This window comes from Nostoc sp. LPT (genome assembly GCF_017115165.1).
Lineage (GTDB): Bacteria > Cyanobacteriota > Cyanobacteriia > Cyanobacteriales > Nostocaceae > Nostoc.
The window spans coordinates 44,035-66,620 of sequence record NZ_JABXKF010000156.1 but is presented as its reverse complement, the minus strand read 5'-3'; the positions used below and the strand labels follow the sequence as shown (position 1 = coordinate 66,620).

General features: G+C 40.4%; 21 protein-coding genes and 5 pseudogenes. 14 read left to right on the top strand and 12 right to left on the bottom strand.

Going from position 1 to position 22,586, the window contains the following annotated elements; translation table 11 throughout:
• The first annotated feature begins 120 nt into the window (after positions 1–120).
• Complete coding sequence (locus HWQ58_RS29975; RefSeq protein ID WP_292871166.1) at positions 121–1,203, top strand: ATP-dependent 6-phosphofructokinase; 1,083 nt, start codon at positions 121–123, stop codon at positions 1,201–1,203.
• An 87-nt stretch (positions 1,204–1,290) separates the two neighbouring features.
• Here the strand turns inward: HWQ58_RS29975 and HWQ58_RS29970 are convergent, their stop codons facing one another.
• Positions 1,291–2,418, bottom strand: coding sequence for a succinylglutamate desuccinylase/aspartoacylase family protein (locus HWQ58_RS29970; protein ID WP_292871149.1), 1,128 nt, complete (start codon positions 2,416–2,418; stop codon positions 1,291–1,293).
• A gap of 129 nt (positions 2,419–2,547) precedes the next feature.
• On the opposite strand from HWQ58_RS29970, the gene HWQ58_RS29965 reads away from it, so the two are divergent.
• Positions 2,548–2,721 (top strand): hypothetical protein, encoded by a 174-nt coding sequence (locus HWQ58_RS29965; protein WP_292871148.1) that lies wholly within the window; start codon positions 2,548–2,550, stop codon positions 2,719–2,721.
• Positions 2,722–2,815: 94 nt separating this feature from the next.
• Here HWQ58_RS29965 and HWQ58_RS29960 read toward each other — a convergent pair whose 3' ends face one another.
• Positions 2,816–5,728: an S-layer family protein gene (locus HWQ58_RS29960; protein ID WP_292871147.1), complete on the bottom strand. Its 2,913-nt coding sequence runs from the start codon at positions 5,726–5,728 to the stop codon at positions 2,816–2,818.
• Positions 5,729–6,561: 833 nt separating this feature from the next.
• Here HWQ58_RS29960 and HWQ58_RS29955 point away from each other — a divergent pair.
• From HWQ58_RS29955 to HWQ58_RS38610, 5 genes are all read left to right on the top strand, one after another.
• A complete protein-coding gene (locus tag HWQ58_RS29955) occupies positions 6,562–6,834 on the top strand; it encodes a hypothetical protein (RefSeq protein ID WP_292871145.1) in 273 nt (90 codons plus the stop codon).
• A 47-nt stretch (positions 6,835–6,881) separates the two neighbouring features.
• Positions 6,882–7,172, top strand: coding sequence for a hypothetical protein (locus tag HWQ58_RS29950; RefSeq protein WP_292871143.1), 291 nt, complete (start codon positions 6,882–6,884; stop codon positions 7,170–7,172).
• Positions 7,169–7,387 (top strand): PIN domain-containing protein, encoded by a 219-nt coding sequence (locus tag HWQ58_RS38620; protein ID WP_366838877.1) that lies wholly within the window; start codon positions 7,169–7,171, stop codon positions 7,385–7,387. The genes HWQ58_RS29950 and HWQ58_RS38620 overlap by 4 nt, the downstream gene beginning before the upstream one ends.
• A gap of 30 nt (positions 7,388–7,417) precedes the next feature.
• Complete coding sequence (locus tag HWQ58_RS38615; RefSeq protein WP_366838875.1) at positions 7,418–7,588, top strand: hypothetical protein; 171 nt, start codon at positions 7,418–7,420, stop codon at positions 7,586–7,588.
• 202 nt (positions 7,589–7,790) lie between these two features.
• Positions 7,791–7,961, top strand: a complete 171-nt coding sequence (locus tag HWQ58_RS38610; protein WP_366838873.1) for a hypothetical protein — start codon at positions 7,791–7,793, stop codon at positions 7,959–7,961.
• 138 nt (positions 7,962–8,099) lie between these two features.
• Here the strand turns inward: HWQ58_RS38610 and HWQ58_RS29935 are convergent, their stop codons facing one another.
• The 3 genes from HWQ58_RS29935 to HWQ58_RS29925 all read right to left on the bottom strand — a co-directional run bounded on the left by HWQ58_RS29935 (position 8,100) and on the right by HWQ58_RS29925 (position 10,277).
• A complete protein-coding gene (locus tag HWQ58_RS29935; RefSeq protein ID WP_292871141.1) occupies positions 8,100–8,738 on the bottom strand; it encodes a histidine phosphatase family protein in 639 nt (212 codons plus the stop codon).
• 558 nt (positions 8,739–9,296) lie between these two features.
• On the bottom strand, positions 9,297–9,479 hold the full coding sequence (locus HWQ58_RS29930; RefSeq protein WP_292871139.1) for a CsbD family protein: 183 nt from the start codon (positions 9,477–9,479) through the stop codon (positions 9,297–9,299).
• Positions 9,480–9,824: 345 nt separating this feature from the next.
• Positions 9,825–10,277, bottom strand: a complete 453-nt coding sequence (locus HWQ58_RS29925) for a hypothetical protein (protein ID WP_292871137.1) — start codon at positions 10,275–10,277, stop codon at positions 9,825–9,827.
• Positions 10,278–10,530: 253 nt separating this feature from the next.
• Between HWQ58_RS29925 and uvrB the strand changes: the two genes are divergently transcribed.
• Positions 10,531–12,528, top strand: a complete 1,998-nt coding sequence (uvrB, locus tag HWQ58_RS29920; RefSeq protein ID WP_292871135.1) for an excinuclease ABC subunit UvrB — start codon at positions 10,531–10,533, stop codon at positions 12,526–12,528.
• Between the two features lie 98 nt (positions 12,529–12,626).
• Positions 12,627–12,863 (top strand): hypothetical protein, encoded by a 237-nt coding sequence (locus HWQ58_RS29915; protein WP_292871133.1) that lies wholly within the window; start codon positions 12,627–12,629, stop codon positions 12,861–12,863.
• A 76-nt stretch (positions 12,864–12,939) separates the two neighbouring features.
• Here HWQ58_RS29915 and HWQ58_RS29910 read toward each other — a convergent pair whose 3' ends face one another.
• The 3 genes and pseudogenes from HWQ58_RS29910 to HWQ58_RS38605 form a co-directional block, all read right to left on the bottom strand.
• Entirely contained in the window at positions 12,940–13,170 is a 231-nt protein-coding gene (locus HWQ58_RS29910; protein ID WP_292871131.1) for a hypothetical protein, read from the bottom strand.
• Positions 13,171–13,331: 161 nt separating this feature from the next.
• Positions 13,332–13,889 carry a transposase gene (locus tag HWQ58_RS29905; RefSeq protein WP_292871129.1) on the bottom strand — a complete coding sequence of 186 codons (558 nt, stop codon included), beginning with the start codon at positions 13,887–13,889 and terminating at the stop codon, positions 13,332–13,334.
• Positions 13,810–14,357: pseudogene (locus HWQ58_RS38605) on the bottom strand (hypothetical protein). Before HWQ58_RS38605 ends, HWQ58_RS29905 begins: the two are co-directional and overlap by 80 nt.
• Before the next feature lie 1,006 nt (positions 14,358–15,363).
• Between HWQ58_RS38605 and HWQ58_RS29895 the strand changes: the two are divergent.
• Entirely contained in the window at positions 15,364–15,549 is a 186-nt protein-coding gene (locus HWQ58_RS29895; protein ID WP_292871125.1) for a hypothetical protein, read from the top strand.
• A 155-nt stretch (positions 15,550–15,704) separates the two neighbouring features.
• The gene (locus tag HWQ58_RS29890) at positions 15,705–16,538 is read left to right on the top strand and encodes a hypothetical protein (protein ID WP_292871123.1); all 834 of its coding nucleotides are present in this window, start codon (positions 15,705–15,707) and stop codon (positions 16,536–16,538) included.
• Positions 16,539–17,088: 550 nt separating this feature from the next.
• Here HWQ58_RS29890 and HWQ58_RS29885 read toward each other — a convergent pair.
• Positions 17,089–17,709 (bottom strand): annotated as a pseudogene (locus HWQ58_RS29885) (hypothetical protein).
• A 121-nt stretch (positions 17,710–17,830) separates the two neighbouring features.
• Between HWQ58_RS29885 and HWQ58_RS29880 the strand changes: the two are divergent.
• The gene (locus tag HWQ58_RS29880) at positions 17,831–18,310 is read left to right on the top strand and encodes an MEKHLA domain-containing protein (RefSeq protein ID WP_292871121.1); all 480 of its coding nucleotides are present in this window, start codon (positions 17,831–17,833) and stop codon (positions 18,308–18,310) included.
• A gap of 212 nt (positions 18,311–18,522) precedes the next feature.
• Entirely contained in the window at positions 18,523–19,242 is a 720-nt protein-coding gene (locus HWQ58_RS29875) for a rhomboid family intramembrane serine protease (RefSeq protein ID WP_292871119.1), read from the top strand.
• A 117-nt stretch (positions 19,243–19,359) separates the two neighbouring features.
• Here the strand turns inward: HWQ58_RS29875 and HWQ58_RS29870 are convergent.
• From HWQ58_RS29870 to HWQ58_RS29860, 3 pseudogenes are all read right to left on the bottom strand, one after another.
• Positions 19,360–19,970: pseudogene (locus tag HWQ58_RS29870) on the bottom strand (transposase); the annotation flags it as partial.
• 47 nt (positions 19,971–20,017) lie between these two features.
• Positions 20,018–20,859: pseudogene (locus tag HWQ58_RS29865) on the bottom strand (IS5 family transposase).
• A gap of 59 nt (positions 20,860–20,918) precedes the next feature.
• Positions 20,919–21,500: pseudogene (locus HWQ58_RS29860) on the bottom strand (RNA-guided endonuclease TnpB family protein); the annotation flags it as partial.
• A 375-nt stretch (positions 21,501–21,875) separates the two neighbouring features.
• Here HWQ58_RS29860 and HWQ58_RS29855 point away from each other — a divergent pair.
• Entirely contained in the window at positions 21,876–22,547 is a 672-nt protein-coding gene (locus HWQ58_RS29855) for a rhomboid family intramembrane serine protease (protein WP_292871117.1), read from the top strand.
• The last annotated feature ends 39 nt before the right edge of the window (positions 22,548–22,586 follow it).

Here is a 22,586-nt window from a genome sequence, read left to right as displayed (position 1 = left end):
TAAAATTACTTTGGCATTAACAGGGAGGACTTTTGCTTAAGTTTAATCTGCTGCTAACTTTGGCTTAAGTTTCATCGACTACTTAATATATACATTTGGATCAAAATGTCAATAAAAAATGTGGGAGAACCCAAACGCATAGGAATTCTTACAAGTGGAGGTGATTGTTCTGGCTTAAATGCTGTAATTAGGGCTGTAGTAAATTGTGCTGTAAATACTTACGGCTGGGAGGTTTTGGGAATTCGTCAAGCGACTCTAGGATTAATGGCGCGTCCGCCACAATTCACCAAGCTGGAAGTCGATCAAGTTGACTCGTTGTTAACTGCGGGTGGCACAATGTTGGGGACAACCAATAAAGGCGACCCTTTTGCCTTTCCGATGGCGGATGGAAGTTTAGGCGATCGCTCTGAAGAAATTATTGCAGGTTATCATCAACTAGGTTTAGACGCTTTGATTGGTATTGGCGGCGATGGGAGTTTGGCAATTTTGCGTCGCCTTGCTCAACAAGGCGGTATTAATCTAGTAGGTATTCCCAAAACCATTGATAACGATATTGGCGTTACCGAACACGCCATTGGTTTTGATACAGCAGTAAATATTGCCACAGAAGCACTAGATCGGTTACATTTTACCGCTGCAAGTCATAGCAGAGTTATGATTTTGGAAGTAATGGGGCGTGATGCTGGACACATAGCCATAGCTGCGGGAATTGCAGGGGGAGCAAATGTAATTTTAATTCCCGAAATCCCTTACACAGTTGAGCATATTTGCCACAAAATCAAAGAACGCCAAGATAAAGGCAAAAACTATTGTTTGATTATTGTTTCCGAAGCAGTTCGTACCCAAGGCGGCGAAAATGTGACGATTACCAATCGCTTAGGTCAATCTCGATACGGGGGAATTGGCGAATATTTAGCCGATGAAATTATTCAGCATATTGATGTAGAAACGCGAGTCACCGTTTTAGGACACATTCAACGGGGTGGAACTGCTTCACCACTGGATAGATTAGTTGCAACAGCCTTTGGCGTAGCAGCAGTTAATCTGATTGCCGAAGCTAAATACGATCGCATGGTGACATGGCAAAATCGCCAAGTATTAAGTGTACCAATTACAGAAGCGATCGCTCAATATAGCGCTGTCGATCCCAATGGTACTTTAGTTAAAACTGCTCGTGGTATGAGTATTTATTTAGGAGACTGAAGTGAGTGCTGAGTGCTGAGTGCTGAGTGAGGAGTGAGGAGTGAGGAGTTAAAAAACTCTAAACTCCCAATGACCAATGACCAATAACTAACTAATAACTCCCAATACAAACTCGCCTTCATTCACAGCTTGATTGGTTGCAACATCATAAACCAATCCATCTTGTTGGGCGCAGACATCTATTACATTAGGTAATTGCCCTTCTTTATTAAAACTGAGAATTTGATACAATTTTTCTCCCGCTTTTACAAAACTACCTAACGCTATTCTCGATTGAATCATCCCACCTGCGATCGCATAATATTTTTTCCTGTTGCTGCTAGATGTGAAAGTCATATCATGGGTTTTTGTATCATCCGATAAATCAGGAATTTGCAGTATACCTTTTTGCGCTAAATAGTTTTTCACACCCCGTACCCCTTTCGCGACTGAATCAGGGTTCATTTGCATTCCTGTTCCTAATTCCAGTGTCCAAGCTTCTACATCAAACTTGATTTCTCTACCCAACTCTTTAAAACAAGCTTCCAATGCTAACCAAGGTTTGATAAAAGCTTCATCAAAAGCATCACCATCGTATTTATCAAGTAAGATTCCAAAATCAAACCCGAAGTATTTCGCACTGTCTTCTCGATTTCGGAAGTAATAAAGGTACTCTAAAGCTTGATCTGTAGAACTATGTAAGTCAATTAAGTAGTCTGCATCTAAACTCAGATTTTGTAGTTTATAGCCAAAAAGCTCAGTATATGGCACTGCACCAGGAGAATTAATTTTTTCTAAAATTTTTGTGAATTGTTGCTTAATTATAGTTAAATAATTTTGTCGAATGACCTTTAGATCGATATGAAGTTGAGATTTAGTAAAAGCTACTAAATCATCAGCTTCTTTCTCGTAGTCCCAAAATATGCGATTCCAGTCTTTAGCTTCGTAAACGCAGTAACGGCCAGGGGAAAAATGATGAGCGCGTTCATTCGTCCCCATTGGATTACAAACGGGAACTAGCCAAATTTCTCCAGTTAAATCTGTATCATTTATTGTTAATAAAAACTCAATTAGCTGGTGAATAACAGCATTGCCAGCGATTTCTGCACCGTGTAGGTTAGATTGAATGTAAACCTTTTTACCAGGTTGAGCGCCGATGAATTTGTATAGTTGTAAGTAGAGGCGATCGCCCGAAGCCATTTGACGTAAGACAATAGTTTCAATAACTGGCAGCATGAAATAACTTGGTGATGATTTAAGTAAATTATCGCTGTAGATGTAGCTATTGATTTACTACCTTAGTCAACTTTTATCGGCTGAATACTGTACTAGCAATGACTTCAAACTGTTTAACAGTAAAGATTTATGATGTATCGGGGAGTGGTTCATCTGGTGTCGGTAGTTGTTGATCAGGTTGGAGTAGTTTGGATAGAGGCGGAAATTGCGGTGGTGGAGAAGGTGTTAGTGGTATTTTGGGTGAAGGTGGTTGGACAGCAGTGGCGGGAGTTGCAGAAGCGAAGGAGAATTGTTTTGGGGTAGTTGTACGCTGACTACTGTCTGCGCCCTGCTGGATGTAGTTGTCAAGCTGTTGAACAACATAAGCAGGCAGGATGCAGTAAAAGTCTGAATAACTTTAGCTACCATGACATTGAATTGGGTTCTGTCTGGAAGTATTAAGAGTAGCGGTGGATGAATTAGCACTGAGGACGATTTGTCCAAAAGCGTTTAGCGTCGCACCTGTTGCTTCAACAATGGGTTTGGGGATAGAGGTAGTTGTTTTATTGGTAACAGGTGGTAAGGAACGGGTGTTGTTGCTGGGTTTAAGAGATACCCAATCTATTTGTGGCGTATCTGGAGTGAGAATGTCTTTCGGATTGGGTGGTAAACCGCCGCGTCCAGCGATCACAAATCGGTTTTGGGCGTAAGTAGGACTATAGCAACCTTGTGCAACCTTGGTGTCAACTGGTATTGTTGGCAATTCAACTAAGCCACTGTTGGGGTTAATCTCAGGTGTGTTTAGTTCTACAGTGCCTTGTGTACCAAATTCTGAACTAGCAGTGATGTCACTCAACACAGTTGGACTTTCACGGAACTCAATACCATAAATGCCTAAGGTTTTGATATCCACTCTCCCACCACTACCTGTAAAAGCATTGGCAGTGATGTCACTATTTTCACTAGGCACAGCGAGGATGAAGCCTGATCGGGCATCAATATTAATGTTGCCACCATTACCCCCAGCTTGTGCTGTGCCTGCGGTGGTGGAAATGGAAGCGCCACGACGCAGAAGGAGTAAATCAGTGTGTAAGTTGATGTCGCCACCATTACCTGATGCAGATTGGGCTTGAAGTGTGCCACTGTTATCTAGGGTAACTCTAGGTGAGGTGACGATAATATCTCCAGCAGTACCCGTCGTACTTTGGGAGTTAACGAGCAAGCCAGTGATAAAGTTTGAACTGCTACCAGAAATAGTGAAAAAATCAGTAGTATTAAGTTTAATTGTGCCTGCATTCCCTTGTCCAGATGTTGAGGTAGAAAGAAAAGCGCCATCTCGTAACGAGAAAGAACCAGAATCGATAGTAATGTTACCCCCATTGCCAACTGTCCCCGTATCCACAAAGCTGCCAATCTCACTAAAAAAACCGTTTTTCTCCCCAGCAATATCAATTTTCCCAGTAACATTAATATTGACATTTCCCGCATCTCCCCGTCCTGCTGGCGCTGTTGCAGATGCACCACGAGTAATGGTTAACAGTTGAGCGCCATCAATTAGTGATAGTGTTGCAGCGGAGATATTGATATTGCCACCTTTACCTACACCTCCTGCTTCCACCGTGCTGAAGATGTAAGCATTATCTGCAAGAGAAACAGCATCTGTTGCCCGCACTGTCATATTCCCCGCATTCCCAAGTCCACGGGTTAAGGCTTGAAGTTGAGCGCGATCGCGTAACGAGAATGAACCAGAATCGATAGTAATGTTACCCCCATTGCCAACTGTCCCCGTTTCCACAAAGCTGCCAATCCCACTAATAAAACCGTTTTTCTGCCCAGCAATATTAACAGCGCCAGTAACATTCACATTCACATTCCCCGCATCTCCCTGTCCTGGTGGCACTGTTGCAGATGCACGACGAGTAATGGTTGCCAGTTGACCGCCATCAATTAGTGATAGTGTTGCAGCAAAGATATCGATATTGCCACCTTTACCTACACCCCCTGTTTCCACTGTGGTGAGGATACCAGCATATTCCAGTGAAACAGCATCAAGTGTCTGCACAGTCACATTCCCTGCATTCCCTTGTCCAGAAGTTGAGGCAGCAAGTTGAGCGCGATCGCGTAATGAGAATGAACCAGAATCGATAGTAATATTACCCCCATTGCCAACTGTCCCCGTATCCACAAAGCTGCCAATCGCACTAACAGAACCGTTTTTCTCCCCAGCAATATCAATTTTCCCAGTAACATTAATATTGACATTTCCCGCATCTCCCCGTCCTGCTGGCGCTGTTGCAGATGCACCACGAGTAATGGTTAACAGTTGAGCGCCATCAATTAGTGATAGTGTTGCAGCGGAGATATTGATATTGCCACCTTTACCTACACCTCCTGCTTCCACCGTGCTGAAGATGTAAGCATTATCTGCAAGAGAAACAGCATCTGTTGCCCGCACTGTCATATTCCCCGCATTCCCAAGTCCACGGGTTAAGGCTTGAAGTTGAGCGCGATCGCGTAACGAGAATGAACCAGAATCGATAGTAATGTTACCCCCATTGCCTTGTGAACCGAAACGCACAAGATTACGAACCCTGCTCTCACCAGCAACTTTGATTTCCCCGGTAGCATTAAGCGTAATATCTCCCGCAACAGTTTCAGGTGTCCCCAAACCTTGCCCAATACCAGCACTTAGGACACTTCCTCCTAAAATCTCTAGATTCCTGGCATTGACTGCAATATCACCCCCACCAGCAGCTTCTACAAAAACACCAGCGCTATTAGTAAAAGATATATCTGCTCGCGTCACATTATCAGGAAATTTCAAGCTGAGATTATCACCATCTACACCCAGCGCTACACTACCAGGTTCCGCCAATCCTCCTAACTCAACTTGCCCACCATAAGCATTTAATCGTCCCCCATCCATGCTGACATTACCACCTACTAGCAGTAAGCTCTTACCATCTGGTACTTGTAAACCAAATGTATTAAAGCCTGCTGGATCTTTTCCTGCGAGTGCAACTGAGTTATTTTGAATATCTCCGTTTTGATTAATCTGATTAAACAGCAATGCTGAAGGATTAATAGTCAACAACGGTGAAGGGATATTTTTCGCAGTAGCGCTAAAAAATCCGATATTTCCAAATTGCAGTGCATTCGCTGTACTCGCCACAAAAGAACCTTTAACATCCAGCCTCGCACCCTGGCCAAAAATAATCCCATTTGGATTAATCAGAAACAGATTAGCTGTACCCAACGTGCGAATTAACCCATCAATCTTAGAAGCTGACCCACCCGTAACTCGGCTGTTGTACAATTGGCACTTTAGCACGAGGCGACGGGTGAGGAGTGCGCTGGAGAGGTGGGCGAGGCAATTTGGGCAGCACGAGAGAATAATTCGTAATGACGCTCTCTACCTTGCGCTGCGCGTAGCTTGCTTCTCCGTAGGAGTACGCGGACTCGCTACCGCTGCGTTCGCGGAGCGTCTCGGTGAGAAGACAGTAATTTGTAATTGGGAGAAAGCGTTTTCTTTCTGTTGGGCTGTTTTGCGAAGATACAATTTCCAAGTCGCTAGGTGCAAGATTTATTGCCAACATCGAATCATTTATAAGTTTTGTTTAAGCATTGCTAGCGATCGGACGCAGCGCACTACCCTAAAGAGCGATCGCATAAGCTTTTGTCAAAAAGTTGTAATGTTAAGGCTTAATGTCGTAACCTTAAGCCTTAATCTTATGATGCTGATGATTAATGTTGTAATTGTTAAGGCTTAATGTCGTAACCTTAAGGCTTAACATTATAGCGTTAAGCCTTAATCTCGTAACGTTAAGGCTTAATGTTGTAATGTTGGTGACGACAAGACATTCACTTATAACTGCGATCGTTGATTCAAGAACTAATAAATTCTCTCTAGGTAATTTTCTAGAAGATATCGATTCTGGTAAATAGAATGTAGGTTGGGTTTCGCTCCGTTCAAACGCCACTTCACTCAAGTCGGGAAACCCGCCCACATGAGTGGCTCCCCAACCTACGCATCTGTTTTATTTTTTTCTGGAATTGGTATTAATCACAACAAGGTAGTTATTCAGAAGTGCGATATCTACGGCGGGCTACGCCTACGCAATATTTACGCAGTGTTCTATCCTAGAAACAAAAAGGAGCAGAAGAATGCAAGCCTACAAGCTCAACGCCACAATTGATGAATCAGGTCATTTAATTATTGACGAACCTCTGAATATTGCTCCTGGAAAAGTAGAAGTGATTATTTTGCAGCCAGTTCCATCCTTGGAAAATTTTACTGAGTCACAGCCAGATAAGCCGAAGAGACAAATAAAAATCAAAGCTTTGCAAGGCTGGTTTGAAAAAACACAACCTACGCCTTCTGATTTTGACCCAGACCAAGCTCGATGGGAAGCCCTAAAAGAGAAACATAATCTGTGAAATTGCCTGAAATATTATTTAATTATATATAGATGAGGAAAACCAATATGCAAGCCTACAAGCTAAACGCAACAATTGATGAATCCGGTAATTTAATTATTGACGAACCTCTAAATATTGCTCCAGGGACGGTAGAAGTGATTATTTTGCAACCAGTTCCATCCTTGGAAAGTTCTAGAGAAAATCAAATTCAGTCCCAGCCTGAAAAGCAAAAAAGAATAGTGGAATGCTCTATACCCATTTTGAAAGAGTGGTTGGAAAGTACAGAGCCGACTCCTTCAGATTTTGACCCTGACCAAGCCCAATGGGAATATTTGAGGGAGAAACATAATCTGTGAGAGTATTACTAGACACTAATATAATTTTGGATTTTGCTCTTGAACGCCATCCCTTTTACAGCAATACTATACAAGTATTCTCATTTATTTATCAAAAACAAATAGAAGGTTATCTTTCTGCTTCTACTTTTAGTGACCTCTACTACATCATTCGGAAAGATAAAGGTCGAGCATCTGCTCTATCCCTTTTAAATAGAATTGTAACCTTCTGTTAAGTTGCAACAGTAGAAAGTACCACAATCAACATGGCATTAACTGCTAACTTTAGAGATTTTGAAGACGCTATTCAATACAGCAGTGCGGTACTCAATCACTTAGATGCTATTATTACTCGCAACCCTAGAGATTTTCCAGTTGCTACTCCCAGAATTATCAGACCTGAAGAGTTAATTCAGGAACTAACAAATACTCCATAAATAATTAAGTCAAATATATATGAATGCCCAATTAACCTCTGTCGAAATCTAAGAACTTCGGCAACTTCTCCAAAACGACACCCCAGCGCAAAAAGCACTTACTACCCTACAGCACCACAACGGCAATCTAGAAGCGAGTTTTGATGCACTTTGGCAGGAGAAAGTAGGCACAACAGATTATAGTAAGGGCAAAAAATCTATTTTGCAGCTGACCCTCGACGAAATCCGCGCGGAAATCTGTGGTGATGATGGTTTACGGGGCAAAATCAAAGAATACACTAATAACCCTGGTAGTGCTTCTTTGTTCAACAGCATCATTGGCTCTCTGGTTGCCGTTGCAGCAGTACACGGAATACCGATTGATGGTGCGTAGGCGTAGCCCGTCGTAGACATCGACACAATTGTCGTGTTATATATTTTGGAAATTGGGATAAACGTTTTATGCAAATATACTGAGCCAGAGAGTGAAGGAAAGCAAAGGAAAAAGAATAACTCCTAACTCCCGACTTCTTCATGTCCCCGGTAAATTTCGCAACCGCTCATCCAAATGAGTACGGTCTGCCAAAACCTTTAACAGCGGGCCATGTGAACTAAATTCTACAATACTGATCGAAGCAACAGGACATCCCAAACGAAAACGGAAGCGTCCGACATCAATCCCTAGTAAACTACACAGAATAATTCTGATAGTTGCCTTGTGGGAAACAACTAAAACATTGCCACTACTGTAATTTTGCTTGATTTCTTCAATTACCTGCAAGGCACGATAAGCAATTGTAACTGCCATTTCTCCACCATTTGGTGCATTCCAAGCGGGATCTGCTGACCAGCGAATATAATCATCGTGATATTCACGACTAATTACTTCTGGGGTTTTTCCTTCCCACAAGCCATAGTTGATTTCCTTCAAACCATCCCTAAGTTGTGGTTCTATCCCTATTGCTTCATACAAAGGTTTTGCTGTCAATACAGTTCGCTGCATTGGACTACAAAATATTGCTGTCCAATCCATAGAACTATATGTGTCTGCAAAAGCCTTTGCCATCTCCAAGCCTTCTGGAGTGAGTTCTGAGTTTATAGAACCGCAAAAAGAATTATTGCGGCTGCATTCTGTCTGTCCGTGACGGAGGAAATAAAGAGTTAGATTCACGGTACGTTCTCATCGATTGTGAATTTAAGAGCGCTAACAATCAGATGTAGCTGAAAATAGTTAATGCCTGTGGTATATTACTACAATTTTTGATATTTGAAATGAGTTTCAGATTGAGCAAAGTTGTCATAGCTACGCTCGTCGTAGACAGATTTGCAACGGAAAATTACTTTAAAGGAAGTTGGGGTATTTGAGTGTGTAAGTTTTAACTTTAGAATATGATACGGTTTAGTTTAAAGTGATTGGTCTTTCAAGAAGCGATAAATCGCGTCTCTACATCAGGTTTTTGTTGCTCATTCTGAACTCTATTGCTTTATAGTTATAATAATTATAAAAATAAATTAAGAATAAATTAAGCATAAACAAACATAGAGACGTAATTAATTACGTCTCTATAAAATTTCTGTCAATCAAGCTAGTCCTTTACTTTCAAAGTTTGCTAAGAAAAGAATAAAGGTATATAGCATTGAATCTTTAACGTTTCATAATTTTTTCTTGCAAAAATGGAATCCACCCCATTTATATCCCTAAAGTTTCTGCAAAAAAAACTATAAATTGTTAGTCAATCTTTTTCTTGACATTGTCTTTCACATCTTCAATGCCGTGACGTACTTCGCTTTCGGCTTGCTTTGCTTTACCTTCGGCTTTATCTTCTGGATCTCCAGTCACATTTCCTAATGCTTCTTGAGCTTTACCTTCAACATTTTTAGCAGCAGCCTTTGTGCGATCTTCTATGCTCATTTTGATACTCCTGATTAAATTAAAAATTAATTTCAAAGCTATAAACTAACTTTGAAATTCTTTGTTATTACCTTTACACAGTAACTTAAAGTTTTTGCTAAAGCCTTCCACCATAAGGCAGATTCAATAATTCGGAATTCGTAATTGGTAATTTGTAATTAAGAAAGTTAGTTGTAGTAAGCGTTCTGGCTGTTGGTTGAATATAAAATAAAGTGAGAATAGTTTAGTTACCTATGCTAAAAGACATAGAACAAATGTCACAGATGGTGATTTTTACTTTGTTAAATAAAAAAACCCAGTTTCGTATAGAAAATGGGTTAATAAATTTATGGGGATGTTTTTTGTTTAATCTAGAAAACCCATTAGGCTTTCAGAATTGTCAACCTCATTTGATGCTATCGGACGGTTCCCAAATGTTGAATAGCTTTCATCAATTACCAATAAACTTGAGCCAATTGGACGAATCCCAGAGAGATTCATACTTTCAACGACTTGGAATGTGTTAGCACCAATTGGACGGATACCCATTGAGTTATAGGTTTCAACTACTTCCAAACTACTGGTGCTAACGGGACGCACCCCAGCCATTGAGAGGTGTTCAGCAACTTCTAAGTCGCTAGCGCCTATGGGACGAATTCCAGAAATGGCGAGTGTTCCAGAAGCTCCTACAGGCAGTTCATTGACTTCCTCGACTTTATCTGCATTCAAGCTCTGGTCTTGTTGATTTTCAACTTGCTCTGTAGACTTGGCATACTTCTGCCGAGAACTGGTTGCTTTGCCAGTGTTGCTAATAGTCATAAACGAACACCTCTAGTTTGTTAACTGAATTTTACAATAATTAAGGAAAGATGAAATTTTTTCCCATATACTTTAGAGTTTAACCTTAAAAAACCTCATATAGATATAAGAATCTTTAAAACTAATACATAAGTAAATTTAAAGCAAGAACTTTTGTAAATAATTATTACTATTTATTTGATCTAATAAGCCAGCTACAATAGATACAGGGCGGAATCGTCACCATGAGATAGGGTATTTACAGCAAAATTGTATGACAGAATTTTGTCTTCAAGCTCCCTTTAGTCCCACAGGCGATCAACCACAAGCGATCGCACAACTAGCTGCTAGCATCCAATCAGGCAATCGTTACCAAACTTTACTCGGAGCCACTGGAACTGGTAAGACATTTTCGGTAGCAGCAGTGATTGAGAAAATTGGCAAGCCGACTTTAGTACTAGCGCATAACAAAACCCTGGCTGCACAGCTTTGTAACGAGTTGCGGGATTTCTTCCCCAATAACGCAGTCGAGTATTTTGTCAGCTACTACGATTATTATCAGCCAGAAGCGTATATTCCCGTCACCGATACTTATATTGAAAAAACGGCGGCGATTAATGATGAAATAGATATGTTGCGGCACTCAGCGACGCGATCGCTTTTTGAACGCCGTGATGTGATTGTCGTTGCTTCCATCAGCTGTATCTACGGTTTAGGAATGCCAGCAGAATATCTGAAAGCTGCCATCCCCCTTCAGATAGGTATGGAAGTTAATCAACGCCAAATTTTACGCGATTTGGCAAATGTTCAATATAGCCGCAACGACATAGAAATGGGTCGGGGAAAATTTCGCGTCCGGGGTGATGTCTTAGAAATTGGCCCAGCTTATGAAGACCGAATTATTCGTGTCGAATTCTTTGGTGATGAAATAGATGCGATTCGCTACATTGACCCAGTGACAGGTGAAATTATCAAAAGTTTAGAAGCGGTAAATGTCTACCCTGCACGTCACTTTGTCACTCCAGAAGAACGCTTAGAATTAGCTTGTCATGACATTGCAGCCGAGTTAAAACAGCAAAAATTAGACTTAGAAGAAGCAGGGAAATTATTAGAAGCGCAACGTATAGATCAACGTACACGCTATGACCTAGAAATGCTGCGGGAAGTAGGTTACTGCAACGGCGTTGAGAACTATTCCCGTCACTTAGCAGGAAGACAAGCTGGAGATCCACCAGAATGTTTAATTGATTATTTTCCTAAAGATTGGCTGTTAGTTATCGATGAATCTCATGTTACCGTGCCTCAAATTCGCGGCATGTATAACGGCGACCAAGCGAGAAAAAAAGTTTTAATCGATCATGGATTTCGTCTTCCTAGCGCTGCTGATAATCGGCCTTTGAAAGCCGAGGAATTTTGGCAAAAAGTAAATCAGTGTATTTTTGTTTCGGCAACTCCTGGAAATTGGGAATTAGAAGTTTCTGAAGACCATGTAGTTGAACAAGTAATTCGGCCAACTGGGGTGATCGATCCAGAAATTTCCGTGCGTCCCACAGAAGGACAAATTGATGATTTGTTGGGAGAAATTAAAGATAGAGCCGACCGCCATGAACGAGTGTTAATTACCACACTAACTAAGCGGATGGCGGAAGATTTAACCGAATATTTGCAAGACCACGGTATAAGGGTAAGGTATTTACATTCCGAGATTACTTCTATTGAGCGCATTGAGATTTTGCAGAACTTGCGCGAGGGTAAATTTGATGTTTTGGTTGGTGTGAATTTGCTGCGGGAAGGTTTGGATTTACCCGAAGTTTCCTTAGTGGCAATTATGGATGCAGATAAAGAAGGTTTCTTGCGAACCGAGCGTTCATTAATTCAAACTATTGGTAGAGCCGCGCGTCACATTCAGGGACAAGCAATTTTGTATGCTGATAATCTGACAGGTAGCATGATTAAAGCCATTGATGAAACAGACAGGCGGCGTGGTATTCAAACAGCACATAATCGACTGCATGGGATTACACCGCAACCAATTGTGAAAAAATCGAGTAATGCGATTTTGGCTTTTTTAGATGTATCTCGGCGGTTAAATGCAACTGACTTGAAAGTAGTAGATGAACATCTAGATGAACTGCCATTAGAACAGATTCCCCAATTGATTACTCTGTTAGAAGCGCAGATGAAAGAGGCAGCGAAGAAACTGGAATTTGAAGAGGCGGGTAAATTGCGCGATCGCATTAAACATCTACGGGATAAAATGTTGGGGCGTTAACGTGAATCTACTGAGTCTTCAATTGGAGTGTAATTGAGGGAACACTGATGACCGATTGTTAATTGTAAATATCACGGCGATGCCCAACTTGATGAATTGTGGATCTAACAGAGGAACAAATTAACGTTGCTCTGGCTTACATTGAAACCAATCGTGCAGAGGTGGAAGCTGAGTATCAGCAAATTCTCAAAGAAGCCGAAGAACTCCAGCAATACTACCAAGAGCAAAATCGTGAGCTAGTTGCCCGAATTGCAGCACAACCGCCGAAACCTGGAACTGAAGCCGCGTGGGAAAAACTTCGGACAGCTAAAGCAAAGCGCGAGTCTAAGATATGATTTTTTTGATTGATCACAATCTCAAAGGTTATGCCCTAATTTTCTTTGGTGCGATCGCCAGTCATATCAAATCCGGTTAAATGCACACAGTTAAATTGTTGTTTGTTTCTGGCCACCAGTGGTAATAAGTTAGACCACGAATTAAATCACGCTCGTTAGATAGTAGCTTGCAACGTTGAAATAAAACGGACTCTAGCTCATCTAAGGAATCAAATGACTGATTAGCGATCGCCTGATTCGTGACAGGACATAAGGGACTTCCAAAGAATAAATTATTCCAAGAAAAACAAGAGACAGGATTTTTCAATAATGATAATCATTTTAAGGGGGGAGAAAAGGGGTTGCCGAGGGCAACCCCTTTTCTCCCTCTCATCTGTGCATGAAGAATCTATACACTTGTCGTCTGCTTTGAAGTTAAACAGTGTAAAATTAATATGTTTTGTAGCTAAATAAATGCTGTTATTAAAATCAAATAACTTTTGTTTTACTACAACAAATATCAATAAACCAATTACCTAAATTTGGGAAAACTTCATTAGTAGAATCGGTTAGCCGCTCAATCTGTTTTTCAATTTGAGCCATCGCTTTTTTTGTAAGCTTTATCCCATTCTCATAAGTTTTGTGTACTAGTTTAACTACTGGATGAGAACCTTTCCATTTCATAGTACTAGCAAACTTTAAAGCCGTCTCCACTTCATCTAAAATGCTGCCATTCCAATGGTTCTCTAATATTGCCCATGTCCTTTCTATCGGATTATATTTACTATGATAGGGCGGATAGTAAGCTAAACGTATATTTACTTGATGTTTTTGGGCGAATTCTACTATACGTTTCATAAATTGGGTACACCGTGAACTGTTCTGTGGCCCATTATCTTGATTGAGAAGTAGGGTTTGAATATCGGAAAAACGATGCTTTTGTTCTAACCAAAAATCTTCTAAAATATCAACAATAAAATCGCTTGTAACTTTCGATTCTGTAAAGTATAAAAATAGCGATGTCTTGCTCTGGAAGAAATATACCATAGGGAGTTACAGTTGTTTTCGGATTATAATCATGGTCATCAGCTTTCGCCCCATCGCGGCTTTTACCTCCTCTGTCAAATGAGCCAATCTTTACACGGGCTTTTCCATCCATGCTTAGACGTAAAACACTTTTATCTTCCGAAGCATCAATATTAACTATGTCTAGTTGCTCAAAGATTGCATCAGTTTGTGGGATTTTTTTTGAGGTTGAACTTTCTTGACTCTTCTGAGCTTGTAACCTAAATTATTTAATTTAACTCGAATTGTTTCTGATGTATGTAACTTTTCATCACTGTAACCATACTTTTCGATTAATTGCTTTCTGACTTCGGCTGCACTGAGTCTAGTATATAGTCTTTGACTTTTAAAACTCGGATCGGTTTGACTATAGAAGTCAACTAAATTTTTTATATCTTCTAAAAGATTTGGCAGGTGTTCTTCTGCTTTATAACGTCCTTTACCACTCATGTTATCAACACAAGTAATACCACTTTTTAATTCTCTTACTCCTTTGCGAATTGTGTCTCTATTCCATCCTAATTCTGATTGTGCAAGCCTTTGCCCTCCTAAACCTAAGCCCTGAACTGTCTGTGCCATGAATTTGCGCTTTGCTGCACCTTTTAACTGAGATGCAGTTTCAATCAACAACTTTTTGAGAGAATCAGTTAATACTATGGACATCTGTTACCACACTCAAAAACAAGCATCATTATTCAAATTACTACAAAAGGGGAATGAAGGGGCTGCCGTCGGCAGCCCCTTCATTCCCCTTTAAAATGATTATCATTCTTTTTTAGGGAATAGTTTATTTTCTAGAAGTCCCTAACAGCCACAAGACTTGCAACTCCAATTCCAATAACACCGCCTGTGATGTCTGGATGCTCTTTTACTATCTTGAGAACATCTTCTATCTCTGGCGATTGAGGTGGTGGAGATATGCTAGGTGTTTGAGGTTGAGGAGTAGGCGAGGGTTTAGGTGATGGACTACGATCGCTCTTTGCTATTTGTTTTTGTTCTTGAGAGCGATCGCGCTGAGTTTCAGGTTTTTTAGATGAACTAGAATTAAGTTGCAGCGCTTTAGGTTGGCACTCTTTTGGAAGTGTACCAGACTAGTGAATCATGGGATGGCAAGAATGTTGAATCTGCAAAGTTTCTATGACTAGAAGCGGTGTCTAAACTAAAAAACATACAACTAGGATTATTTGGAATTGATCGCGAAGCCATCGGTCGATTAAACTGGGAAAGTTTGTAAGAATTTGCATGATGTAATTTGCGATGTTTTGCTTAAAGTGCGTTATTTACCTGCTCTACTAAGATATGCGATCGCATATCTCTCTCACCTTTTTTATCTCTCCAGTTTCTTCTATCTCCCTCCTCCTAATTTGACTGATAAATCTCAAGAGCCATATTTGTAGACTTCCCCAAAAACCTATCGAAGTAACAGTTTCAGATTCAAAATCAGATAGTTCGGAGGATGTTCGTAAAGTCTAATTTATTACTCGCTGACCTACTAGAAGTTGCGCCTACACAAGACTTTACCCACCTTTCCTACGAAACGCTGCGCGAACGAACGGAATGCCAAGAGCGAACGTGGGTTAACAACCGGAAAGTTCTCTATGAGAGGCGATCGCCAGAAACCATTGGCGAGATAAAATGCTGATTAGCTTAGTGCTTGGTAAGGGTAGAAATTCAGTGAATGTCGAAAGTTACAATATAACGTTAGTTCGTAAAAATACTATCAGTAGTGTACTTAACTACAAAAGGCGCTTTTTTATCATAGAATAGAGTCTTTTGTTACTATGAGTTGCATAGCAGATGGCATCCCAACGAGAAGCTATTATTTTTGTTCATGGTTTTTATCTTGGCAGAGATAGAAATCACTTTATTGATTGTTTATCCGTTGGTCTTACAGAGGTTTTAGAGTTCCCCAGAATTCAGGAAATAGGAGAGGAAAAGATAACAGGACACATTGGAAAGAAATTCAAGTTATATTTCGGTAAAAATATCTCTAGAGAAATTGATGTTTATGATGCTTATTGGAATGACTTATTTAGTAAACCGCTAAGTGGTAGCAACTTAAAAACCCAAGTGTTTCGTGGGATATATATATTGTTCTATTGGTTCTTTACAAAAAACCTACTTGCACTGAGAAACTCTCCTCCTCTACTAATAGGTTTGGGAACATCCTTAGTATTGTGGATTTTTTGGTTTTATGGAATTGTTGGACTTGCATTTGTAGCACTGGGACAAGAGCCAAGCTTTTTAGGATTTCCCATTCCTGAAGATTGGTCAAAGCCAATCAGTTCTTTTGGAAAGCAGATGACTAATTGGTCGGTCTGGTTAATTGTAAGTGGCATCTTCAGCTTTGTGCCAATCAACCTAATTGCTGATGTTGCAGATTTTTCTACACGATATTTGGAAGAGAACTCTGAAGGTAAGATATTGAAGGCAAAGATCCGAAAGCAGGTTGCAGATAAATTAAATGCTGTTATAGAGACAGGGCTTTACGATAAAGTAACTATTTTAGCCCATAGTTTCGGTGTTGTTATCGCAACTGATGTACTTGCAGATTATCAAGAGGATCATAGAGTTAGATATATATCTATGGGGGGTTGTCTAAAATTTCTATCATGTAAATCCAGACAATAGGAAAAGGAAATTAGCAAATGTCTTGACAACGAAAAGATAGAAGCTTGGATTGATTTTTATTCAGATCAAGATTGGCTGTGTACAAAAACACCTATTCCCAAAAAATCTAGTTATCAAAAAATACAGCAGAGAGAAACCCGAACACCCTTCTCTCTGTGGAAGCAGCTTACTGGTGAATCTCACGATCACTATTTTACAAATGAAGAAGTTCTGAAAGCAGTACTGAATCTGCAAAATTAAATATGTGGTTCAGTATTTATCGGAAGAGGTGCAAACGCCTCCTCTAAAAAACCAGTAAATTTGGATACACTCAAAGTAAGTTCCTAATTAGATAAACAACCTTTGTACTAAGCTAATGCGCCTATATATTGCACAAACTCTGTATAGATGGTCATTAATCATTTGTCATTTGTCATTTGTGTTTCTAAGGACAAAGAACAAATGACAAAGGACAACCCTCACTAGTTAATGTGCAATTTTAATGCGTAACAGCTTAAAGGTTTTGTACCTTTCCCTTTCTAGAAAGTTTAATTATTTACTATTGAGCAAATCAAACCCATCCTCGCAATTTTTTATGTACCTGCGCCAAATACCACATATAATCATCAATTTTGTAATTATCAGCAGCTTTAACTATATACTCTTGAGCTAAATCAAGATTATTTTCAGCTTCGTAATATAATCCCAAGTAAAGATGACTGTAAAAATTTCCCTTTATCTCTTCTGATTGACCAACAGTTAAAACATCATCTGGTCTACAATCTCCCGCATACAAATCATATACGCGTTGCATAACACGTCGAGGGTCATTTTTCACAGTTAGTAAAGAATGACGCGCCTCTTCAACACCTAACGAACGAGCTATGCAGAGATATCGCCATACTGTTTCTTCTACATGTTGGGCGTTTACAGTCAAATCTATTTCAAATTGTTCAGCGCCCTCAGCAAATCTTTCTGCATAATAATACGATAATCCACGTTGCCAGAGGTAGGGTTTGATACGGGCATCCAATTGCTCTGCCATGTCAAAATCTTGAATAGATTCATCAATTTTGGCCAGTTAAAAGTTAACCATGCCTCGGCGAATGTAAGCATTAGGGTTTTTCGGCTGATTGCGGATGGTTTCGTTCCAGCGCTGGAGTTGATTTTCTAGAGAATTTGAAAAAAACATGAGTTTGCCTAGCTAATATGCATTCAATAGAATATTTTCAGGCTTAAGGAGAACTCGTCAATCCCTAAAATGAGTCAAGTTTTGTCATACTAAATTCTTGGTGTTATATTTCCACTTTTCCATGACCAGCGTGATTGAGTTTCCTTGGCAGCAAGAGGCAATTATTCTCCACAGTCAATATCTAATAAATAGTTTTCAGCATTGGACGAGAAATTCTTTGCTGGATGCCAATGGTTCACCACTTGAAACAGCACAAGCGCTATTTGAAGCACCATTTGCCTTAGTTTCTCACGGCACGGATTCAGACCCAATTTTTAACTATGGTAATCGCAAAGCGTTGGAACTATGGGAGCTTTCTTGGGAGGAATTTACCAGAATGCCTTCGCGGAAATCGGCTGAAGAAGTAGTGCAGGAAGAACGCGATCGCTTATTATCAGAAGCAACAACTAAAGGCTTTATCACCAACTATTCCGGTATCCGCACTTCTAGCAATGGTAAACGTTTTTACATAGAAGATACTATCCTATGGAACGTTTTAGATGAGCAAAATCAGTACTACGGTCAAGCTGCTTTCTTCTCTACGTGGAAATTTCTTACATAACTACTGCATCACAGACTTTTTGAATTAATTGCTCTTGCTTGCAATTTTGTTAACCAATCTTGATAGCGCTATTTAAAGAGTGCAGTTTCCTTTGCCTAAGTCTTACTATAAATCTCAAATCTTAAAGCGAGATCCATCCACGGGGTAGAAGAAACTACTTGTAGAATTCAGTATTGTGATACTACTATCTTAAAATTCAGGAAAAAACGCCCGTGGTTCCCATTAGAGATAATAATCCGACAAAAATTACGCCTTATGTAACCTATGGACTGATTGCTGCTAATGTCCTCGCTTTTCTTTATGAAGCAAATCTTCCCCCCCAAGCATTAAATGGGTTTCTACACCTTGCGGCTGTAGTTCCACGAGAACTAACTTTAAGCTTTGGTGGTGTCTCTTTACATCAACCAGTGCCAGAGTGGGCAACTTTAATTACCTCACAATTTTTACATGGTGGTTTCTTGCACTTAGCAGGTAATATGTTGTTTCTCTGGATTTTTGGTAACAACGTTGAAGATAAGTTAGGTCATGCCAAATATTTACTGTTTTATTTATCTTGTGGAGTTTTGGCATCCTTGACCCAGTGGTTCTTCGCTCAAGATTCTAGCATTCCTTCTTTGGGTGCAAGTGGTGCGATCGCAGGCATTCTCGGTGCATACATTCTCCGCTTTCCCAACGCTGAAGTTCTCGGCGTAGTGCCTCTAGGATTTTTCTTCCCAACTTTCCGTGTCCCGGCATATTTCTTTTTAGGATTCTGGTTTCTCGAACAAGCTTTCTACGGGCTTGCCAGCCTCGAAGCACGTACCAATATCGGTATGGAAAGTGGCGGTATTGCCTACTGGGCCCATGCAGGCGGGTTTATTTTTGGGGCAATTCTCGGCCCATTGTTAGGTTTATTTAGCGATAAATCCCAGGAAGAATCTTGGTACAAGTAATTCTTAATGCTATTGTATCCTCAATTATACTGTTTGATTTAATAGGTGAAATTGTCTAAACTTCGCAACTGCTAGCCTTACAAGCTATATTGCAGTTAGTCATTGACACTCTTATCACTAAAGTGACTGAGATTCTTGATTCAACGAAGTCACTTGCTCATACAGGATTACTCCAGCAAGAGTAGAGGTGTCTTCTCCACAAGCGTTACTTGCGTCAAGCGCAAAGGTTCCGATATGCCCTACCGTACCCAATCCTAAGTTAAGGATGTTTATACCAGCATTGTGATCTCTATCCAACTTGCATCCGCATTGACAAACGTGGGTGCGAGTAGATAGACTTTTCTTCACAATTACGCCACAGCTAGAGCATTCAGCAGAGGTATAGGCAGGATTCACCGCGATAGTAACCCTCCTAAAAACCTTCCCGAAATACTCTAACCAAACTCTAAATTGATACCATCCAGCATCATTGATTGACTTTGCTAGACAGTGATTTTTAACCATGTTCTTGATCCTCAAATCTTCATAGACGACTACATCGTTAGATGTGATTACGCACCGTGCCAATTTCACAGCATGGTGCAATACGATTGTCTACTTATTTTGAGGTGAACTCTACTTAACTTGGTTCTAGCTTTACGTCTGTTGCTAGAACCTTTAACCTTGCGAGAAACAAGTCGCTGCGACCGTTTCATCTTCTTTTCCCCAGTTCTGTAGAACCGAGGATTTTCAACTTTTAACCCAAGTGAATCAGTAGACCTCTTGCAAAAGTCACTCAGGAAGATTTGATTTTGGGGAGACAAAGCTCGTAATTGTAGAGAGCAGCAATCAGATTAAACCTTAAACTAAATCTTTTTCGACGATTTCTATAAGTCAGGGACAAAATTTTAAAAACCTTGAGTTTCCGATTTATATGCTCACCTAAAACTCTGATTGTGGCTAATTCTTGATTCCTCTTTTTATCTTCATAATTTAACTTACCTCCTCTGGGCTTTTTTTTAGGAATCCAACTATTGTTATGCAGTTTCTGAATCCCTTGATAACCTTTATCTCCTAAGCACTCTATGTCTTCTCTGAACCTAAGTTTACTACTTTTAAATATACGAAAATCATGCTCTCTACCCTTGCCATGAGCGGTACAGATGATTTTACCATTCGCCTGGTCTACCACTACCTGAGACTTCAATGTATGCTGTTTCTTTTTCCCACTGTAGAACTTTTTTTGTTTTTTTTAGGACGTTCAATCGGGCTTTCAGTAACGTCAACTATCACTACCTGTAACTGATAATCAGAATTTGTCAGTCTTTTCTAGCCTGGAAGAGTGAAAGTCCTAGATTTAGTCAGTGTGTCTTCTATTTTTTGGATAATTCGGTAAGCTGTAGACTCGTTTACTCTCCACGATTGACCAATATGAAAGTATGTGCGGTATTCTCTCCAATATTCCAATGTCATTAACAATTGGTCTTCCAAACTGAGTTTACCTGGCCGTCCTGTTTTTTGTTTTGTTCCCTGTTGCGAAAGCCCGTCCTCTAGCATCTGGTTAAAAGTCTCCGGGCGTACACCACACAAGCGTTTAAACTCTTCTGGCTTTAGGCTCTTTACCTGGTCATAGGTCATAAATACTACCCAACTTTAACCTACTTGTCTCACGCATCTGGGACTTTTGCAAGAGGTCTAGTGTAGAAGCTCGTCGTACCAGCATCCAATCCGATGGTTTGATGCGTTGGTTCAATTACCTCCTTTCGGTCAACAGATACGCAAAATTGCACATAGTAACCATCCGCACGTTTCACCAACCTCACTCGCTTAATTTAGTTAGGCTGATAGAAATGCAAGTCACGAGTGCCTTTAAGCTTCAGCTGACCGATACGATTCTTGTCGGTAAAGGTTATTGCCTTACGATCATCTCTCAACTTCCATCCAGACGATTTGTATTCTACACTCCTACAATTTTTCTGGAATTGGGGGTAGCCTTTTTTCCCCGGAATCTTTTTCTTGCAGTTGTCGTAAAAACGAGAGATGGCAGCCCATGCTCTTTCAGCAGCAGCTTGCCTCGCCATTGAGTTTAGCGAGTCAGCAAAATCAAATTCATCTGCTAAAACTTTGGTGTATTTATTGAGATCAAAGCAAGACTTTGCATTCCCATCTATCCAAAAACGTAAGCATTTATTCCGAATAAATTGTGTGGTTCGGATTGCTTCATCAATGGCGTTGAACTGGGTAGCTTTGCCGTATGCTTTAAACTCAAAAACTAACATAGCATACCCCCTCTTATGATAGCATATTCATCATAAAAGCCAATAAACCTGACTAAGCCCCTTCGGGGCGGGTATAGGGGTGTAGGGTAATTAGCCCCTTATGGAGGGTACAAGAAAGAGTTTTTAAACATGGAATAAAGTTAAAGATGTATTTCGAGATACGTAGTACGAGAAATACGGCGTCCTTGCATCAAGCCCCTCAATTTATTGATGGGGTTCCCTTACACCCCTACACCCTTACCCCCTTACACCCAGCCCAAAGGGCACTGACAATTGAACTGTAGGACTAAAGTCCCACGAGTCGCTTATATCTCAGCCCTAAAGAGACTGAGTTTTACGCTTACCGAGTGTTTCTATAATTTAGGAAAAACACCTGTGTTTCCCCTCTACGACGAAAATCCGACGCGAATCACCCCGTATTTCACCTACGGGTTAATTGGCATGAATATTTTAGTTTTTATTCACGAGGTGAGCCTGTCACATGCACAATTGAGTCAGTTTTTAGGTGAGTATGCGGTAGTGCCTCAACAGTTAACTACCAATTTGAGTGGAGAGTGGATAACGTTATTTACGTCACAATTCTTACACGGCGGTTGGTGGCACTTAATCTCGAATATGGTGTTTCTCTGGGTTTTTGGCAACAATATTGAAGATCGATTAGGTCATGCCAAATATCTGATTTTTTATTTAGCGTGTGGTGCTTTAGCTGCTTTGTGCCAATGGTTTATTGGGATGAATTCTGAGATTCCTTCCTTGGGAGCAAGTGGTGCAATTTCTGGAGTTTTGGGTGCGTACATTATCCGCTTTCCCCACGCTCAAGTCATGACTTTAATATTTTTGGGGATTTTCATCACCACAATCAGAGTTCCAGCACTAGTCATAATTGGACTTTTCGTTGTGCAAAATGTGATATCCGGTCTTACTACTCTACAAACAGCTGCTAATATGACCGTGCAAACTGGTGGAGTTGCATATTGGGCCCACATCGGTGGTTTTGTATTTGGGGTAATTCTTGCTCCCCTGTTTGGCTTGTTTCGGCGCGACTAAATACAGCATTTCCTGAAACTTGTAGCAAAAAATTGCTAC

Excerpts from the sequence above, each read along its gene's own strand:
- HWQ58_RS29905 (WP_292871129.1), bottom strand. The coding sequence starts at position 13,889 with ATGGTATATTTCTTCCAGAGCAAGACATCGCTATTTTTATACTTTACA.
- HWQ58_RS29925 (WP_292871137.1), bottom strand. The coding sequence starts at position 10,277 with ATGACTATTAGCAACACTGGCAAAGCAACCAGTTCTCGGCAGAAGTAT.
- HWQ58_RS29880 (WP_292871121.1), top strand. The coding sequence starts at position 17,831 with ATGACCAGCGTGATTGAGTTTCCTTGGCAGCAAGAGGCAATTATTCTC.
- HWQ58_RS29950 (WP_292871143.1), top strand. The coding sequence starts at position 6,882 with ATGCAAGCCTACAAGCTAAACGCAACAATTGATGAATCCGGTAATTTA.
- HWQ58_RS29970 (WP_292871149.1), bottom strand. The coding sequence starts at position 2,418 with ATGCTGCCAGTTATTGAAACTATTGTCTTACGTCAAATGGCTTCGGGC.
- uvrB (WP_292871135.1), top strand. The coding sequence starts at position 10,531 with ATGACAGAATTTTGTCTTCAAGCTCCCTTTAGTCCCACAGGCGATCAA.
- HWQ58_RS29895 (WP_292871125.1), top strand. The coding sequence starts at position 15,364 with ATGTTCGTAAAGTCTAATTTATTACTCGCTGACCTACTAGAAGTTGCG.
- HWQ58_RS29890 (WP_292871123.1), top strand. The coding sequence starts at position 15,705 with ATGGCATCCCAACGAGAAGCTATTATTTTTGTTCATGGTTTTTATCTT.
- HWQ58_RS29965 (WP_292871148.1), top strand. The coding sequence starts at position 2,548 with ATGATGTATCGGGGAGTGGTTCATCTGGTGTCGGTAGTTGTTGATCAG.
- HWQ58_RS29930 (WP_292871139.1), bottom strand. The coding sequence starts at position 9,479 with ATGAGCATAGAAGATCGCACAAAGGCTGCTGCTAAAAATGTTGAAGGT.
- HWQ58_RS29955 (WP_292871145.1), top strand. The coding sequence starts at position 6,562 with ATGCAAGCCTACAAGCTCAACGCCACAATTGATGAATCAGGTCATTTA.
- HWQ58_RS38615 (WP_366838875.1), top strand. The coding sequence starts at position 7,418 with ATGGCATTAACTGCTAACTTTAGAGATTTTGAAGACGCTATTCAATAC.